Below are 17172 nucleotides of genomic sequence, written 5' to 3'. Positions count from 1 at the left end.
AGGGGGCTGACGCACGGTCAGCTCTTGACGGCACCGGCGGTGATGCCGCCGACGATGTGCTTGCCCAGGACGGCGAAGATCAGCAGCAGCGGCAGGGTGCCGACCAGCGCGCCGGTCATGATGACCGCCTGGTTGACGTCGTAGGCGCTGCCGCCGCCGATCGCGGAGAGCGCGACCTGCACCGTCGGGTTCTGCTGGGTGAGGACCACGAAGGGCCAGAAGAAGTCGTTCCAGGACTGCACGAAGACCAGCATGCCGAGCACCGCCATGGCCGGGCGGGCGATCGGGAAGACCACGTGCCAGACGATCCGCAGGCTGTGCGCGCCGTCCATCCGAGCCGCCTCGACCAGCTCCACCGGTAGGGCCTCGGCCAGGAACTGCCGCATGAAGAACACCCCGAAGGCGGCCACCAGGGAGGGCAGGATGACGGACTGCAGCTGATTGCCCCACTCCAGGCCGGTGATGATCCGGTAGAGCGGGATCACGCTGAGCTGGGGCGGGATGGTCATGGTCGCCACCACCAGGGTGAGCAGCGCGTTCCGGCCCCGGAACGGCAGCTTGGCGAAGGCGAAGCCGGCCAGCGTGGAGAAGGCCACCGTGGAGAGCGAGACCAGCCCCGCCACGATGGTGGAGTTGAGCAGTGCCTGCCCCATCGCCGCCTGCTCCCAGACGGTGGAGACGTTGGCCCAGAGCGAGCCGCCCGGCAGCAGCGGGGGCGGTGACTGGGCCACCCGCTCGCCGGTGTGACTGGCCGCCACGAAGGTCCAGTAGAGCGGGAAGAGCGAGACGGCGGCGGCCAGTCCGAGCAGCAGGTAGGAGACCGGCCCGGCCTTGTCCTGGTCGCCGGCCCCGGTCCGGAACCGCCGCCTGGCGGTCGGCTCCGCCACCGTCGGCGTGGGGGCGGGTGCGGTGGTCAGGGTGCTCATCGGTCAGCCTCCCAGCTTGCTGCGGTTGCGGCGGGCGATCAGCAGCTGGACCGCGCCGACCAGCAGCAGGATCAGCAGCATCGTCCAGGCCACCGCCGAGGCGCGGCCCAACTGGCGGTTCGGCCAGCCGAGTTCGTACAGGTAGAGGCTCAGGGTCTGGAACTGGTGCGCGGAGCCGCCGCTCACCCCGACCCCGCCGCCGAACAGCATCGGCTCGCCGAACAGCTGGGTGGCGCCGATGGTCGAGACGATGACGGTGAACAGGATGGTCGGCCGGATCGAGGGGATGGTGATCCGGGTGAACTGCTGCCAGCGGCTGGCCCCGTCGAGCGCCGCCGCTTCGTAGAGGTCCTTCGGCACGGCCTGCATCGCGGCCAGGTAGATCAGCGCGTTGTAGCCCGTCCAGCGCCAGGTCACGATGGTGGCGATGGCGGTCTGCGAGGCCCAGGTGTCGGCGAACCAGTCGGTCCGGTCGAAGCCGAGCGCCGAGAGCACCCAGTTGACCATCCCGTAGTCCGGGTTGAACAGCTGGACGAAGACCAGGGTGGCCGCCGCGATCGAGGTGGCGTACGGGGCGAGCACCGCGACCCGGAGGAAACCCCGGCCGCGCAGCCGGTAGTTGAGCAGGTGGGCCAGGCCCAGGGCCATCAGCAGCTGGGGCACGGTGGAGAGCACCCCGATGGTGAAGGTGTTCCGCAGCGCGGTCCAGAACTGCTCGCTCTGCCAGAGCCGGGTGTAGTTGCCGAGCCCGCGCCACTCCATGGTGTCCGGGGTGAGCAGGTCCACCTGGTGCAGCGAGAGCCAGCCGGTCCAGATCAGCGGGACCAGGCCGAAGGCGGCGAAGCAGAGGAAGAACGGGGCGACGAAGGCGTAGGGCGCCGCCTTGAGGTCGAGGCGGTAGAGCCGGGACCGCCAACCGGCCCGGGCGACGGCCCGGGTGACGGTGGGTGTGGGGCGGGGCGGAGCGGGGCGGGGTGGGGCGGGGGTGGCCACGGGGCGTCCTCCCGGGGTGGTGGCTGGGGCGCCGCCCGGCCGGCGGCTCGTCGGAGCTGACCGGGCGGCTGCCGAACGGGTGGCTGCGCGAACCGGCGTCCGCGGGAACGGGCGTCCGCGGGAACGGGCGTCCGCGCAGAAGGGTGGCCGTGCGAACGGGCCTGCGGTGGGGGTCAGTTGGTGATCTTGTCGTCGATCGCCTTCAGCACGTTCTGCCAGGCCTTGGCCGGGTCGGTGCCGTGCTCCTCGATGTCGAGGATGCCGTTGTCGGTGATGACGGTCTTGGCGGTGCCGTCGTCCGGGCCGATCTTGGCGGGCTGGATCGAGCCGGCCGCGGTGGCGTAGATCTGCCCGGTCGGGGTGTCGCCGAAGTAGTCCAGCTTGGCCGACTGCACGGCCGGCAGCTGCAGGCCGGCCGAGGTCGAGGGCAGGTTGCCGACCTTGGTGAAGACCTTCGCCTGCTGCTCGGGCGCGGTCAGCCAGGCAGCCAGCGCGGCGGCCTCCTTCTGGTGCTTGCCCGCCTTCGGCACGGTCAGGAAGGCCCCGCCCCAGTTGGCCGCGACCGGCGGTGCGGCGATGTCCCACTTGCCCTTGCCGGCCTCGCCCGACTGCTTGCTGACAATCCCGGTCATCCAGGACGGGCAGACCACGGTGGCGAACTTGGCGTTGGCGAAGGCGGACTCCCACGGCTTCTGGAACTGCCGCAGCCCCGCGCTGATCTTCGCCTGCGAGGCGGACACCGCCAGGTCCCAGGCCTTCTGCACGCTGGCGCTGCCCTTGACGTCCAACTTCCCCGAGGCGTCCGAGTACTGGCGGGTGTCGCTGGAGACCACCGCGTTGAACAGCCCGCTGGCCGAGTCGGTGAAGAAGGTGCCGGTCGGGGCCTTGGCCTGGTAGGCCTTGCCCTGCTCGACGAACTTCGACCAGTCACCGGCCCACAGCGCGCCGACCGCCGCCCGGTCGGCGGGCAGCCCGGCCTGCTCGAACAGGTCCTTGCGGTAGCAGATCGCCATCGGGCCGATGTCGGTGCCGAGGCCGATCAGTGCCCCCTGGGCGGTGGTCGCCTGCTGCGACTTCCACGGCAGCCAGGCCCCCGCGCTGACCCCCTCGGTCTTGCCGAGGTCGACGAACTTGTCCGCCAACTTGCCGGTGGCCTGGGCGATGTAGCCGACCTCGACGGCCTGGATGTCGGACAGGCCGCTGCCGGCCGCCAGGCGGGTGGTGAGCGCGTCCCAGTACTTCTGGCCGTCCTGTGCGGTCTCGTACTTGATCGTGATGTCCGGGTGGGCCGCCATGTACTCCTGGTAGAGCCCGGCCTCCTGGTAGCCGAAGGTGCCGAAGTCGCCGACGGTGAGGGTGATCTTCCCGCCCGCCGATCCGCTGGTGCCCCCGTCGGCGGAGCCGCCGGAACCGTCGGAGGTGCTGGAGCAGCCCGCCAGCACGAGGGTGGCGATGGCGAGGGCGGCGGCTCTGCGGGGGAGGGCGGTACTGCGGCGCATGACGTTCTCCTTGGTCCGGGTGGGGAGGATGTGGGAGTGTGGGAGCGCACTGTGGGAGCGCTCCCATGAAGTGCCTGCCGGAAGGTTGCTGGCTGTCGGGGGCGGGTGTCAAGAGCAGTTGCCGGATCCGTGGACGGTGCGACCGGGCCGGCACCGGCCACAATGAGCAGCGAACCGCCCGATCACGTGCCCGGTCACGTGCTCGGCCACGTCCCCGGTCACCTGCGTGACCACGTCCCGGGTCACGTGCGCGACCGCGTACGCGTCCCACGAGGTGAGCGATGAGCCAGACCGCCGCACGGCGTCCGACGGGGCCCCAGTCGGAACCGGGGGCCGGCCGCGCCGCGGCCCGGCCCACCCTGGAGGAGGTGGCCGCCCTGGCCGGGGTGGGCCGGGGCACGGTCTCCCGGGTGGTCAACGGCTCCCCCCGGGTCAGCGAGAAGGCCCGCGAGGCGGTGAACGCCGCCATCGCCGAACTCGGCTACGTCCCCAACCGGGCCGCCCGCACCCTGGTCACCTCGCGCACCGACTCGATCGCCCTGGTGGTGCCGGAGGCGGAGACCCGGCTGTTCTCCGAGCCGTACTTCTCCGACATCATCAGCGGCGTCTCGGCCGAGCTCGCCGAGACCGACATGCAGCTGCTGCTGATCCTGGTCCGCAACCAGCGCGAGCGGGAACGACTTTCGGCCTATCTGACCGCGCAACGGGTGGACGGCGTACTGGTGGTGTCGGTGCATCAGGACGATCCGCTGCCCGCCCTGCTGGAGAGCCTGGAGATCCCCTCGGTGCTGGCCGGGCGGCGGGGCGACCTGGAGCCGCTCAGCTACGTCCACGCGGACAACGCGGGCGGGGCCCGGATGGCCGTCCGGCACCTGCTGCGACGCGGGTGCGAGCAGGTGGCCACCGTCACCGGGCCGATGGACATGGAGGTGGCCCGGGCCCGGCTGGCCGGGTACCGGGCGGCGCTGGAGGAGGCCGGCCGCGCGTACCGGGAGGAGCTGGTGGTGCTCGGCGACTTCACCGAGGAGGGCGGGCGGCTGGCGATGCGCGAGCTGCTGACGCGGCGTCCGGAGGTGGACGCGGTGTTCTGCGCCTCGGACCTGATGGCGGCGGGGGCGATGCAGGTGCTCCGGGCCGCCGGGCGGCGGGTGCCGGACGACGTGGCGGTGATCGGCTTCGACGACTCGGTGGTGGCCCGGCACACCGAGCCGGCCATGACCAGCGTGCGGCAGCCGATCGAGGAGATGGGGCGGACGATGGCGCGGCTGCTGCTGGACGAGATCGCCGAGCGGGGGCGGGCGCGGCGGCAGGTGGTGCTGGCGACCGAGCTGGTGGTGCGGGACTCGGCCTGACGACGGGCGTCCGTCCGCGTCGAAGCGGGCGTCCGTTCGTGACGGAGCGGGTGTCCGGGTGCGTCGAAGCGGGCGTTCGTTCGTGACGGAGCGGGTGCCCGTGTGCGTCGAAGCGGGTGCCGACCGGCTGCGGGGGCCGCAGTGACCGCGGCGGCCCGGGTGGGTGTGACGCGCCTCACCCGGGCCGGGGCTGACGCCGGGTCAGGCGTTCGGGCGCAGGGTCCAGGAGATCTTCATGGTGCTGGTGACGTCGCCGTCCTCGCGGGTGACGTCGACGGTGACCTCGAACTCCGGGCGCTCGCCCTTGTCCAGCTCGGCCACCACGTCGGCGATCGGGCGCCTCAGGGTGGCGGTCGCGGTCAGCGGGCCCTTGGCCAGCTTGAGGTAGGCGGTCTCGGTCTTCACGACCAGCGGCACGGCCCGGCTCAGCTGGTCGCCGAAGGCGGCCAGCACGATGCAGCCGCTGGCGGTCTCGGCCAGCGTGAACATCGCGCCGGCGTGCGGGCCGCCGACGTGGTTGCGGTACTCGGCGTGGTCCGGGAGGCGCAGCACGGCGCGCTCGGGGGTGGTCTCCAGGTACTCCAGGCCGAGGGTGTGGGCCATCGGGACGGTGGAGTCGAGCAGCTGGCCGATCTGGGTCATGGTCATGGGCGCGATGTTACTAGTCGGTAGCTAATGAGGGTAGTGGTGGCGTGCGCGGGGCGGCGCGGGTTCCCGGTGGCGGGCTCGGGGGATGGGTGGGCGCGGCCCGGTGGTCGACTCCGTGGGGGTGTCGGGCATCGGAGAGGGCGCCGGGTGAGGGTAGCCAGTGAGCCTGCGGGAGCGTGGGCCGTTGTCGGCGGGCCGGTAGGTCGGCGGGCCGATGGGAGGTCGACCGGCGGGGTCCGCGGGAGGTCGGCCGGTGGGGGCGACGGAACGCGAAAAGCCTTCAGGCCCCGATCCGTTGGGATCGGGGCCTGAAGGTGATGGGGTGAGTGACGGGACTCGAACCCGCGGCCACCTGGACCACAACCAGGTGCTCTACCAACTGAGCTACACCCACCATCTTTCGGGGCGTTCCCGCTCCGACAAGAAGAACTCTACAGGATCGGAGAGGGTGCTCGCGCCAGGGTTTCGGCGACCGGCCGCGGAGTGGTGCTGGTCAGCCTGCCGGTGCCGGCGGGCGGGCGATCCGGCGGCCCGTCAGGTCGAGGGCAGCTGGTGCTTGGCGGCGATCGCGCGGGCGGCGTCGGTGTCCGGGCCGGGCTGCGGGACGAACACGGCCTCGCGGTAGTACCGGAGTTCGGCGATGCTCTCCCGGATGTCCGCCAGGGCGCGGTGGTTGCCGCCCTTCTGCGGGCTGTTGTAGTAGGCGCGGGGGAACCACCGCCGGGCCAGCTCCTTGATCGAGGACACGTCGACGATCCGGTAGTGGAGGTGGCCCTCCAGGGCAGGCATGTCCCGGGAGAGGAAGCCCCGGTCGGTGGCCACCGAGTTGCCGCAGAGCGGGGTCTTGCCGGCCTCGGGCGCGTGCTCGCGGACGTAGGCGAGCACCCGGGCCTCGGCCTCGGCCAGGGTCACGCCGTGCTCCAGCTCGTCGAGCAGGCCGGAGGAGGTGTGCATGGTGCGCACCACGTCCGGCATGCTCTCGAGCGCCTCGGCCGGCGGGCGGATGATGACGTCCACGCCCTCGCCGAGGATGTTGAGTTCGGAGTCGGTCACCAACGCGGCGACCTCGACCAGGGCGTCCCGGTCGAGGTCGAGCCCCGTCATTTCACAGTCGATCCATACCAGGCGGTCATTCACGTGCCTCAGCCTACGGCGCGATCCCTCGAACCGGACAGCTGCCGTCCCGGTGCGGGGTCGGTGCCGTTGCCCGTGGCCGGGCGCTCGGCGTGTTGGACGTGGTCGGGATGATCCTGGTAGCTCCGGTCGGCATGCGCGTGGGACCCCGACGGCGGTGTGCCGTCCGGACGGTGACCCTGCGCCAGGTCGCGGGCCGTCGGCGGGCCGTAGCCCTCCTCGGTGGCGGTCGCGTGGGCGTGCTCGACGCCGGAGGCGGCCTGACCGTGCGGCCGTGCGCCGGGGCGCGGGTGGCCGTGGCCGTGCTGCACGGCTCCCTGGCCGCCCTGGGTCGGGACCAGTGGGCGCAGCGGACCGTTCGTCAGGTGCGCCGCCGGCGCTCCCGCGTGCGGTGCCCCGCCGTGCGGCGTGCCGTGGGGCGCCCCGTGCGGTGCCAGCGCGGAACGGTCGGCGGGGTGCGCCTGCTGGGGCACCGTCGGGGCGGCCGACCCGGGCCCGGCGAGCCCGGCACCGCCGGCCGGCGACGGACGCCTGGCGCGGTAGCTGGTCCGGTAGGCGGCCGGGGAGACCCCGAGCTGCCGCCGGAAGTGCCCGCGCAGCGCGACGGGGGAGCGGAAGCCGCAGCGGCGTGCGACGTCGTCCACCGAGAGCTCGGAGGCCTCCAGCAACCGCTGTGCCTGGAGCACCCGTTGGGTGATCAGCCACTGGAGCGGGGCGCTGCCGGTGAGCGTGCGGAACCGCCGGTCGAAGGTGCGGCGGCTCATGTAGGCGCGGGCGGCCAGGACCTCGACGTCGAACTGCTGGTTGAGGTTCTCCAGGGCCCAGGTCACGACCTCGGCGAGCGGGTCGTTGCCGATCTCTTCAGGTAAAGACTGATCGATGTACTGGGCCTGCCCTCCACCGCTGCGGCGGTTGGGCACCACCAGGCGGCGGGCCAGCGCGTTGGCCGCCTCGGCGCCGTGGTCGCTGCGCACCACGTGCAGGCAGAGGTCTATCCCGGCGGCGGTCCCGGCGGAGGTGAGCACGTCGCCGTCGTCGACGAAGAGCTCGCGCGGGTCGACGTGCACCTTCGGGTAGCGCTTGGCCAGCGTCGGTGCGTACATCCAGTGGGTGGTGGCCGGGCGGCCGTCCAGCAGGCCGGCGGCGGCCAGCACGAAGGCGCCGGTGCAGAGGCCGATGATCCGGGCGCCCTCGTGGTGCGCCTTGCGGAGTGCGGCGATGGCCTCGGGCGGGGGCGGCTGCGAGATCGAGCGCCAGGCCGGGACGACGATGGTGCCGGCCCGGGCGAGCGCCTCCAGGCCGAACGGGGCGGTGAGGGTGAGGCCACCGGTGGTCGCGAGCGGGCCGTCCTCGCCGGCGCAGACCAGCAGGCGGTACCGGGGGACGCCGGCGTCCTGGCGGTCCACCCCGAAGACCGAGAGCGGGATCGAGCTCTCGAAGATCGGGGCTCCGCCGAAGATCAGGACGGCGACGGTCTCGCGGCGGCGTCGGCCGGAGAGCTTGCGCGGGGCGCTGCCGAGGCCGAGCAGTCCGTTGCCGGCCGGTGCGGGCGGGGCCGTGGCGGTGATCGCCGTGCCGCCGGTCAGGCCGGCCGAGTGGCCGGTGCCGCCGGTTGCGGACGCCGGTGCGAACTGGCTGTGCGTCAGTTGCCCTCCCCCTTGCGGAGACTGACCTGCCGCCAGGGGCGAGCTCGGAGAACTCGGGCGTCGCGTGGGTGAGTTGTACGGCTGCGGGGTGGAGGGCGGGCCGGAGGGTGACTGGCCGGTGGCGGAAGCCGGGAGGTGGCCCTGGGGGGCACCGGGCGGCTGGCCGAACTGGTGTCCGGACTGCTGGCCGGGCTGAGCCTCGGTCCGCAGGCCGAGGTGCTGGCCCTGGTGCGGTGGGTGTGGCTGGTACGGCTGGTGCGGCGCGTTGTCTCTCGACGAGCGGATCGTGAAGCCGGCCGACGGCTGGCTGCCGCCAGGACCCGTGTCGCTCCTGCTCACCCTGCTCAAGGCGCTCCAGCCCCCTCGGTGGTGTGTGTGGTGGTGCCGCGGTGCTCGGTCACTCGCCCTGCGTGCCCTGCGTGCCCTGCGTTCCCTGCTTCGCTCGCCAAGATCGAATCTAGTCGGTGGACCGTTGCCGTTGTGACAAGTTCACCATCCGACGCTATGTCGACATGGCAATTTGGCGTGATGCATTCGATCACGAAGCGTGGCAGGCGTCGACCCCCCTGTGAAGAGGGCAGGCGCTCCGATGGCTGGTTGCCGCACGACCGACCGCCCGGCTGAGCCTGAGAACCCGCTGCCCGGGGCGGCCTGGTCTGCGACTTTGCCGAACGGCAGGCGTCGGTAACGAGATTGACTGAAAACAGCCGGTCCGTGAAGGGGGCGTGCGGTGTCGACGCGTGCGCCGGTGAGCGCCGGATGGCGTGGATGCGCCGGTGGGTGGAGGGCGCCCGGGCCGGCCCGGGGCGGGCTGTGACCTGCTCCTCCGTTCGGGCCACGGGGCGGTGGGCCCGGATCGTATGGTCGGAACATGAAGAAGATCGGTCGACTCGAACAGGCCAACGACAACGCCGCCTCCTTCTGGCTGGCCCAAGCCCGGGTCCACGGATGGGGGTCGGAGCAGCGGCCCGGCTTCGTGGCGGTCCGCTGTGCCCGGAGCGCGACCGACGCCGTCCGGGTCGTGGTCACCCGTCCGTACGGGGGTGAGGGCGCGACCGGGGGCGAGAGTGCGACCGGGGATGAGGGTGCGGTCGGTGCGGTCGGACTGCGGGCCGAGATCACGGGGTTGTTCGAGAAGTGGGGGGCGGAGCGGATCGTGGTCGAGGACCCCTATGGCGGCCTCGACTTCAGCTCCGGCGGGCAGACACCGACCCGGCCGATGGCCGTCATGGTCCGCGAACCGGAGGAGGCGGCTGGGGACGTGCAGGGTGCGGTGGCGCGTCTGCGACCGGGTGTGACGGTGGAGCAGGTCGGCGGGGCGGCTGAACTCTCCGAACTGGAGCGGGTGGTGGTGGACGGGTTCCCGCTGGAGGACCACCAGCCTTGGCGGGCCGGTGTGGTGCTCCCGCCCGGGATCTTGGCCGAGCCCGGCTGCCGAGCCTGGCTCGCCCGGGTCGACGGCGCTCCGGCCGCAGCCTGCATGACGTACGACAACGGCGAGACGGTGGGCGTCTACTGGGTGACGACACTCCCTTCGTACCGCTCGTTGGGGCTCGGGCGGGGCGTGCTCTCGGCGGCCCTCGCGGCCGAGCCCGGTCGGCGGTTCACCCTGGTGGCCACCCTGCTCGGTGAACCCCTCTACCGGCAGCTGGGATTCGAGGTGCGCGGCACCACGCGCTGGTGGCGGTAGCGGTAGCCGCGGCCGTGGCCGCCCGGTCGGGGTGCCATCCTCGCCGGGGGCGCGGAGAGGATGGGGAGTCGCCTGCGCATCCGGCCCGGGGGCCCGGTGTCGCGGAGGCTGGTCCGGCTGGCTGGGGTGGCCGGGCTGCCTCTGTGCCCGAGCACCGCTCCCGGGTCCCGGGCCGAGCGCGTACGGCCCGGGAGCGGTCGCGGACGAGGCAGTGGACGTTTCAGCGGAGGGGTCGATGCGGGCTTGCCGGAGTGCGGAGCCGGGGTGACGCCCCGTCAGCCGACTCCGTCCAGGAGGCGTCCCCTGGTGTCCGGCAGGGCGGCGGCTTGGGCGGTCAGCGGGGTGACCCCGACGAGGCGGGGCCGGGCGGTCGGGCGGGGTGTCGGTTCGGTACGGGCCCGGGCCGTGGAGGAGGTGGCCGGGGTGGTGCGGCGGGTGGCGGTGGCGGGGCCCGGGGCGGAGCGGGAGGAGAGCACCAGCCCGACGGCCTCGGGGAGGCCGGCCGCGCTGAGGGTGGGGCGGTAGCCCGACTCGGCCCACGGGCGGCCGTGGTGGATCCAGACGCTGCGCAGGCCGGTCAGCTCGGCGCCGGCGATGTCGGCGGGGCCGTGGTCGCCGACCATCCAGGTCCGGTCGGTCCAGTCGCCGGTGGGGGTGACGCCGCAGCGTTGGGCGGCGATCTCGAAGATGCGCGGGTCGGGCTTGAGGTAGCGGGCCTCCTCGGATATCACCCAGCCGTCGACCAGGGCGCTGAGCCCGGCCCGGCGGATCTTCTCCAACTGCGGGCGGGTGCCGCCGTTGCTCACGATGCCGATCGACCATCCCGCCGATCTGGCCGCGTTGAGTGCGGAGAGGTGCGAGGGCGGACAGTGGATGTGCGAGTTGATGCCCCGTCGGTAGTGGCCGAGCAGGAAGTCCAGCGAACGATCCAGCCCGTAGCGGCGCTTGGCCGCTCCCAGTACGGTGCTGCGCGGCACGTAGCCGCCGCCGTCGATGGTGGTGAGCCAGCTCAGGTCGGCGTCCGGCAGCCGGTGCTCGGCCAGGAAGTCCCGGGCCCAGGCGCGGAATGCGGCGTCCCGGGGGAGCAGGGTGTTGTCGAGGTCGAGCAGCAGCAGCGGCATGCGGTGCATGCTGCCAGCCGCCCGGCGTATGCAGCAGGCAATTGCCACGTTACCCTCCGTGCCGGGCCGAATTGGCCGGAAGCGGTTGGTCGGTTGATGTTCGGCGGGGCGGGAGGTTTGGTGCGGCGAGGGGGGCGGAACGGTGCGGCGGCGTTCGGCATCGTCGGGTGGGGGTGCGTGACGTGCGCGTATATAGGGGACAGCCCGGCGCGCGGAGTGCGGCCGGAGCGGCGTTGGTCCGGCAAGCGGAGGGTGACAGTCGGATCACGGTGTACCTGAGCCCTGTTGCGTCCAGGGGCTTCCTCGGCGAAGCTCCATGGAACTCGCCCTGAAGGGCCGGGCGCACCGGCTCGTCGGTGGGGCGTGTAGAACCGGAAGCGCGCGACTCCGTTCGCGGGATTCCTCGCCGATTTCCGGCTCTGCCGCTGGGCGGGACCGGGGGCCGGTCGTACTCTGAGAGGAACAGGTCACATTCGGTGGTGCGCGGCGGAGACCGGCTCGACGGTTCGGGTGGACCTGTTGCCCGGGCATCCGTGTCCCCCTCCTGTCGGCCCATTCCACTCGAAGAGCTTTGAGACATGGTCGATTTTGAGCTCCCCGAACCGGCGGACGCCGCGTTTCGCGCCCGGCTCGCCCGGGAGCTGCGACCCGGAGTGCCGCACGCACCCGGCAGCGCGGACCCGTCGGACACCACGCCAGGGGCCGATTGGTCCGGGGCCGGTCGGTCCGGGGTCGCTCCGGTCCGGGACGGGGAGCATCGGAGTCGACTGCGGCCACGCCAGCGGTGGCTGGGTCAGCGGGGTGGGGGTCGTGGTGGACGTGGCGAGGGGGCTGCGATGACGGACGGAACGATCGCGGGTGGCACCGGAGCGGCAGGAGCCGTCCCGGGCCGGGCCGGTGGACCCGAGCTCGCGGCGCAGCCCGCGCAGGTCTGCGATCCGGTCTTCCAGCACGGTGTGGTGGTCGGTTTCGACGGCTCGCTCTCCAGCGAGCGCGCCTTGGCGTACGCGGTCGGCATGGCCCGCCGGTCGCAGTGCGGCCTGGTGATCGTGCACGTGGCCAACCGGCTCCCCGCGACGGTCTGGGCCGGCTGCGAGCCGCCGGTTTTCGTGGACCTGCCGGACCACCGGACCGAGGTCCTCGGCCTCGAACTCGCGTGCGCGGACTACCTCGACGGGGTGCCCTGGATCCTGGTGGAGCGCGGTGGGGACATCTGCCACGAGATCGAGGAGGTCGGCCGGGAGTACGCCGCCGACGCGATCGTGGTGGGGACCACCCACGGGCTGCTGGGCAAGCTGTTCGGTTCGGTCTCGGGTCGGCTGGCGCGCCGGGCGAACCGCCCCGTGATCGTCATCCCCTGAGCGGGGACGCCGAGCGGACCGGGCTCCTTCGGGGTGGCCGGGGCAGGTGGGTCGGCGACCGGTGGGTCCGTGGGCAGTGGGTCGTTGGGCAGTGGGTCGGTGGACGGTGCTTGCGGTGGACGGTGCTGCGAGGTGAGGCCGGCCGGGCGCTCGGCCCCACCCGTGACCGAATCCGTGACGAAGGGTCAGGAGTCGTGCGGCGTGGTCAGGGGTTGATGCCCAACTCCCGCGCGATCAGCATCCGCTGGACCTCGGAGGTGCCCTCCCCGATCTCCAGGATCTTGCAGTCGCGCCACATGCGGGCGACGGGGTACTCGTTCATGAATCCGTAGCCGCCGTGGATCTGGGTGGCCTCCCGCGCGTTGTCGACGGCAGCCTCGGACGAGTACAGCTTCGCGATCGCGGCCTCCTTCTTGAACGGCTCGGAGTGCAGCAGCCGGGAGGCGGCGTCCCGCCAGGCCAGGCGGGAGGTGTGGGCGCGCATCTCCATGTCGGCGAGCTTGAACTGGATGACCTGGTTGGCGCCGATCGCCCGCCCGAAGGCGCGGCGGGTGGCGGCGTAGCTGACGGACTGGTCGACGCAGCCCTGGGCCAGGCCGGTGGCCAGGGCTGCGATGGCGATGCGCCCCTCGTCGAGGATGCGCAGGAACTGGGCGTAGCCGCGGCCTCGGGCGCCGAGCAGGTTGGCGGCGGGGACCCGGCAGTCGGTGAAGGACAGTTCACGGGTGTCGGATGCGTTCCACCCGACCTTGGAGTACTTGCGCGAGACGGTGAACCCAGGGGTACCGGTGGGAACGATGATGGAGGAGATCTCACGGGTTGACGAGGGGTCAGCCGGGTCTTCACTCGAACGAGCGATCGGTTCGGTGAGGGCGGTCACGGTGACCAGACCGGTCATCTCGGTGCCCGAGTTGGTGATGAAGCACTTGGTGCCGTTGATCACCCACTCGTCGGTCTCCGCGTCGTAGCGGGCCGTGGTGCGGGTGGCGCCTGCGTCGGAGCCGCCCTCCGGCTCGGTCAGGCCGAAGGCGCCGAGCAGTTCGCCCGAGGTGAGCCGGGGCAGCCATTCCCGCTTCTGCTCCTCGGTGCCGAAGCGGTAGATCGGCATCGCGCCGAGCGAGACCGCCGCCTCCAGGGTGATCGCCACCGAGGAGTCGACCCGGGCCAGCTCCTCCAGCGCCAGGCCGAGGGCGAAGTAGTCGCCGCCCATGCCGCCGTACTCCTCCGGGAAGGGCAGGCCGAACAGGCCCATCCCGGCCATCTCGCGGATGATCTCGTACGGGAATTCGTTCTGCTCGTAGTACTCCCCGATCTTGGGGGCCACCACGTCGTTGGCGAACTGCTCGACGGTGCGGCGCAGTTCCTCGTACTCGCTGTCCAAACGGTGGTCGAGCATGGTGGTTCCTCCTGGAACGGGGCTGAGAGGTGTGGGGTCCGGACGGGCGGGGCCGCGCGGGAAGGGGGAGGGGCCGGCCGCGCGGCCTCAGGCGGAGGGGGTGTCCGCGGAGTCGGCCGGGTCGGCGGTGAGGCTGCCGGCCAGGGCCTGGACGGCCCGGGAGGGGCTCGGGCGGCCGAGCTGTCGCGCCATCCAGGTGCTCGTGGCGACCAGCGAGCGCAGGTCCACGCCGGTCTCGATGCCGAGGCCGTGCAGCATCCAGACCAGGTCCTCGGTGGCGAGGTTCCCGGTCGCGCTCTTGGCGTACGGGCAGCCGCCCAGGCCGCCGGCCGAGGCGTCCACGGTGCTGACGCCGGAGCGCAGCGCGGCGAGGGTGTTGGCCAGGGCCTGGCCGTAGGTGTCGTGGAAGTGCACCGCCAACCGTTCGGCCGGCACGCCGGCCCGGTCGAACGCCGCGAGCAGCGCGGTGACCTGGCCCGGGGTGGCCACGCCGATGGTGTCGCCGAGGCTGAGCTCGGTGCAGCCGAGTTCGAGCAGCCGGACACCGAAGCCGACCACCTGGTCGAGCGGGACGGGGCCCTCCCACGGGTCGCCGAAGCACATCGAGAGGTAGCCCCGGGTCGGCACCCCGGCCCCGGCGGCGCGCTCGACCACCGGCCGGAACATCTCCAGTGCCTCGGCCGCCGAGCGGTTGAGGTTGCGCCGGGCGAAGGTCTCGGTGGCGCTGGCGAAGACCGCGATCTCGGTGGCGTGGTGGGCCAGGGCCCGGTCCAGGCCGCGCTCGTTCGGCACCAGGACCGGTAGCCGCAGGCCGGGGTGACGGTCGGTCAGTCCGGCGAGCCGGGGCATCAGTTCCTCGGCGTCGGCCAACTGCGGCACCCACTTGGGGTGGACGAAGCTGGTGGCCTCGACCCGCTCCAGCCCGGCGGCCGCGAGCCGGGCGATGAACTCGGCCTTCACCGTCACCGGTACGAGTGAACTCTCGTTCTGGAGACCGTCACGAGGCCCGACCTCGTGGATACTGACCCGACCGGGCAGGCCGGAGTCCGGGACGACGCTGGGCAGGCCCAGGTCGAGCGCATCGGGCTCGCGCCCCGCAGTGTGCTGGTCCGTGGTGTGGTGCTCGGAGGTGTCGCGGCCGGTGCCGGGCGGCGGGGTCACGACGCCTCCCCGGTGGTGGCCGGCACGGCGGCGGAGTCGGTGGTCCCGGAGGGATCGACCACGACCAGCAGTTCGTCCATCGCCACGGTGGCTCCGGCGCTCGTCCGCAGCTCGCTGACGGTGCCGTCGTGCGGAGCGGTGATCACGTGCTCCATCTTCATCGCCTCCAGGACGAGCAGGGGTTGACCACGGCGGACCTGCTCGCCGGGCGAGGTCTTCACCACGGTGACGGTGCCGGGCATCGGCGCGGTCAGGCCGCCGTGGTGGTCGCCACCGCCCCGCGTCCGGTCGGCGGCCGGGTCGTACGGGTGGACGGCCCAGGCATCGCCGTCGACGCCGAGCCACTGCACCGCTCCGGCAGGGGAGTCGTCGGTGGTGTGGGTGAAGGTGGTCTGCAGACCGTCCACGGTGAGGCGGAGCCGTCCGGCGGTCAGGGCGGCGCGGACGGTCCGGATCGGGCCGTCGTCGAGTCGGGCGTCCCAGATGCTGCCAGTTCCCGGGGAGGCGGGTGCGGCAGCGGCGGCGGGGCGCAGTCGGACGGTCACCGGTTCCTGACCGGGCAGCCTGAGCCGGTGCACGGTCCAGGCGGGGGTGCCGCCGAGCCGCCAGCCGGTGGATTCGGCGAACGGGTCGGTCCAGCCACCGTCGGGGGAGGCGGCCGGGGCCGGGCTCAACTGCCGGGCCAGTGCGGCGGCGTGGAAGAGGGGTTCGGCCGGGGAGCCGTCCGCCGTCGGGGCGGGGCCGGTCGGAGCGGCCGTGAAGGAGGAGGCCAGCAGCTCCGGCGTCAGCTCCATCGTGCGCTCGACCAGCCCGGTGTCCAGCCGACCGGCGACCACGTCCGGATGGGCCAGCAGCCGCCGGAGGAAGCCGGCGTTGGTGGTGACGCCGAGCACCCGGGTGTCGGCCAGCGCCGCCCGGAGCCGACGGAGCGCGGTGGCCCGGTCCGGTCCGTAGGCGATCACCTTGGCGAGCATCGGGTCGTACAGGCTGCCGACCTCGGTGCCCCGCTGGATGCCGGAGTCCACCCGGACGCCCTCACCCTGCGGGTCCTCCAGGAGCAGGACCCGACCACCCGTCGGGAGGAAGTCCCGCTCGGGGTCCTCGGCGCAGATCCGGGCCTCGATCGCGTGGCCCAGGAAGGAGAGGTCCGACTGATCGAAGGTCAACTGCTCGCCGGAGGCGACCCGCACCTGCCACTCGACCAGGTCCAGCCGGGCCGGGGCCGGGGTGTCCGCCCCCACCGCGATGGCCAGTTCGGTGACGGGGTGCTCGACCTGGAGCCGGGTGTTCATCTCCATGAAAAAGAAGTCCATGACGCCCTTGGGCGCGGGCCCGTCCGGATCCAGCCCGGGGACGATGAACTCGACCGTGCCGGCCCCGGTGTAGCCGCAGGCCTCGGCCGCGCGGACCGCCGCCGCCCCCATCGCCGCCCGGGTCTCCGGGTTCAGCAGGACGGAGGGAGCCTCCTCGATCAGCTTCTGGTGCCGGCGCTGCAGGCTGCACTCGCGCTCGCCCAGGTGCACCGTCCGGCCGTGGGTGTCGGCCAGGACCTGCACCTCGATGTGGCGCGGGCGGTCGACCCAGCGCTCCAGCAGCAGGGTGTCGTCGCCGAAGGCGGTCCGGGCGATCCGGCGGGCGGCGGCCAGTTCGGTCGCCAGGTCGGCCGGGTCGCGGACCAGCCGCATGCCCTTGCCGCCGCCGCCGGCCGAGGGCTTGAGCAGTACGGGGTAGCCGATCTCGGTCGCGGCGGCGGTCAGTTCGGCATCGGTGGGGGCACCGGCACCGCGTCCGACGCTGCCCGGGACCACGGGCACCCCGGCGGCTCGGACGGCCTCCTTGGCGTTGATCTTGTCGCCCATCAGCTCCACCGCGCCGGGCGGCGGGCCGATGAAGACCACCCCGGCCTCGGAGCAGGCCCGGGCGAAGCCCGGGTTCTCGGCGAGGAAGCCGTAGCCCGGGTGGATCGCCTGCGCCCCGGTCCGGTGGGCTGCGGCCAGGATCAGGTCACCGCGCAGGTAGGTCTCGGTGGCGGAGCTGTCGCTGAGGCCGTCCGGGCCGAGCCGGACGGCGAGGTCAGCCTCCCGGACGTGCGGAGCGTCGGCGTCCGCGTCGCTGAACACCGCGACCGAGCGCACGCCGAGGCGGCGGAGCGTGCGGATCACCCGGACCGCGATCTCGCCTCGGTTGGCGACCAGAACTGTGTCGAACATGGGAGGCGTTCCTCCGGGTCGTGAGCGGGATCGGG

General features: G+C 72.9%; 12 protein-coding genes, 1 tRNA gene and 1 pseudogene. 3 read left to right on the top strand and 11 right to left on the bottom strand.

Annotated features, from left to right (window positions below):
- Positions 1-17: 17 nt before the first annotated feature.
- The 3 genes from ACIRBX_RS30330 to ACIRBX_RS30320 form a co-directional block, all read right to left on the bottom strand.
- Positions 18-926, bottom strand: coding sequence for a carbohydrate ABC transporter permease (locus tag ACIRBX_RS30330; protein WP_402301771.1), 909 nt, complete (start codon positions 924-926; stop codon positions 18-20).
- A 3-nt stretch (positions 927-929) separates the two neighbouring features.
- On the bottom strand, positions 930-1919 hold the full coding sequence (locus tag ACIRBX_RS30325) for a carbohydrate ABC transporter permease (RefSeq protein WP_402301769.1): 990 nt from the start codon (positions 1917-1919) through the stop codon (positions 930-932).
- Between the two features lie 173 nt (positions 1920-2092).
- The gene (locus tag ACIRBX_RS30320) at positions 2093-3418 is read right to left on the bottom strand and encodes an ABC transporter substrate-binding protein (protein WP_402301767.1); all 1326 of its coding nucleotides are present in this window, start codon (positions 3416-3418) and stop codon (positions 2093-2095) included.
- Positions 3419-3699: 281 nt separating this feature from the next.
- Between ACIRBX_RS30320 and ACIRBX_RS30315 the strand changes: the two genes are divergently transcribed.
- The gene (locus ACIRBX_RS30315; RefSeq protein WP_402301765.1) at positions 3700-4770 is read left to right on the top strand and encodes a LacI family DNA-binding transcriptional regulator; all 1071 of its coding nucleotides are present in this window, start codon (positions 3700-3702) and stop codon (positions 4768-4770) included.
- 201 nt (positions 4771-4971) lie between these two features.
- Here ACIRBX_RS30315 and ACIRBX_RS30310 read toward each other — a convergent pair whose 3' ends face one another.
- The 4 genes and pseudogenes from ACIRBX_RS30310 to ACIRBX_RS30295 all read right to left on the bottom strand — a co-directional run.
- Positions 4972-5418, bottom strand: a complete 447-nt coding sequence (locus ACIRBX_RS30310; RefSeq protein WP_402301764.1) for a DUF4442 domain-containing protein — start codon at positions 5416-5418, stop codon at positions 4972-4974.
- 318 nt (positions 5419-5736) lie between these two features.
- Positions 5737-5812, bottom strand: a tRNA-His gene (locus ACIRBX_RS30305).
- A gap of 140 nt (positions 5813-5952) precedes the next feature.
- Entirely contained in the window at positions 5953-6555 is a 603-nt protein-coding gene (orn, locus tag ACIRBX_RS30300) for an oligoribonuclease (protein ID WP_402301763.1), read from the bottom strand.
- A gap of 323 nt (positions 6556-6878) precedes the next feature.
- Positions 6879-8081 (bottom strand): annotated as a pseudogene (locus ACIRBX_RS30295) (helix-turn-helix domain-containing protein); the annotation flags it as partial.
- Between the two features lie 988 nt (positions 8082-9069).
- Between ACIRBX_RS30295 and ACIRBX_RS30290 the strand changes: the two are divergent.
- Positions 9070-9888, top strand: coding sequence for a GNAT family N-acetyltransferase (locus tag ACIRBX_RS30290; protein WP_402301761.1), 819 nt, complete (start codon positions 9070-9072; stop codon positions 9886-9888).
- Positions 9889-10163: 275 nt separating this feature from the next.
- Here ACIRBX_RS30290 and ACIRBX_RS30285 read toward each other — a convergent pair whose 3' ends face one another.
- Positions 10164-11009, bottom strand: coding sequence for an HAD family hydrolase (locus tag ACIRBX_RS30285; RefSeq protein ID WP_402301760.1), 846 nt, complete (start codon positions 11007-11009; stop codon positions 10164-10166).
- An 851-nt stretch (positions 11010-11860) separates the two neighbouring features.
- Between ACIRBX_RS30285 and ACIRBX_RS30280 the strand changes: the two genes are divergently transcribed.
- Entirely contained in the window at positions 11861-12370 is a 510-nt protein-coding gene (locus tag ACIRBX_RS30280) for a universal stress protein (RefSeq protein ID WP_402302080.1), read from the top strand.
- A gap of 205 nt (positions 12371-12575) precedes the next feature.
- Here ACIRBX_RS30280 and ACIRBX_RS30275 read toward each other — a convergent pair whose 3' ends face one another.
- From ACIRBX_RS30275 to ACIRBX_RS30265, 3 genes are all read right to left on the bottom strand, one after another.
- Positions 12576-13766: an acyl-CoA dehydrogenase family protein gene (locus tag ACIRBX_RS30275; RefSeq protein WP_402301757.1), complete on the bottom strand. Its 1191-nt coding sequence runs from the start codon at positions 13764-13766 to the stop codon at positions 12576-12578.
- Positions 13767-13853: 87 nt separating this feature from the next.
- Positions 13854-14837: a hydroxymethylglutaryl-CoA lyase gene (locus ACIRBX_RS30270; RefSeq protein ID WP_402302078.1), complete on the bottom strand. Its 984-nt coding sequence runs from the start codon at positions 14835-14837 to the stop codon at positions 13854-13856.
- 86 nt (positions 14838-14923) lie between these two features.
- A complete protein-coding gene (locus ACIRBX_RS30265; protein WP_402301755.1) occupies positions 14924-17137 on the bottom strand; it encodes an acetyl/propionyl/methylcrotonyl-CoA carboxylase subunit alpha in 2214 nt (737 codons plus the stop codon).
- Positions 17138-17172: the final 35 nt, after the last annotated feature.

Source organism: Kitasatospora sp. NPDC096147, from assembly GCF_044763225.1.
GTDB lineage: Bacteria > Actinomycetota > Actinomycetes > Streptomycetales > Streptomycetaceae > Kitasatospora.
The sequence above is the reverse complement of the archived record's forward strand: the minus strand, read 5'-3'. Positions and strand labels throughout refer to the sequence as shown.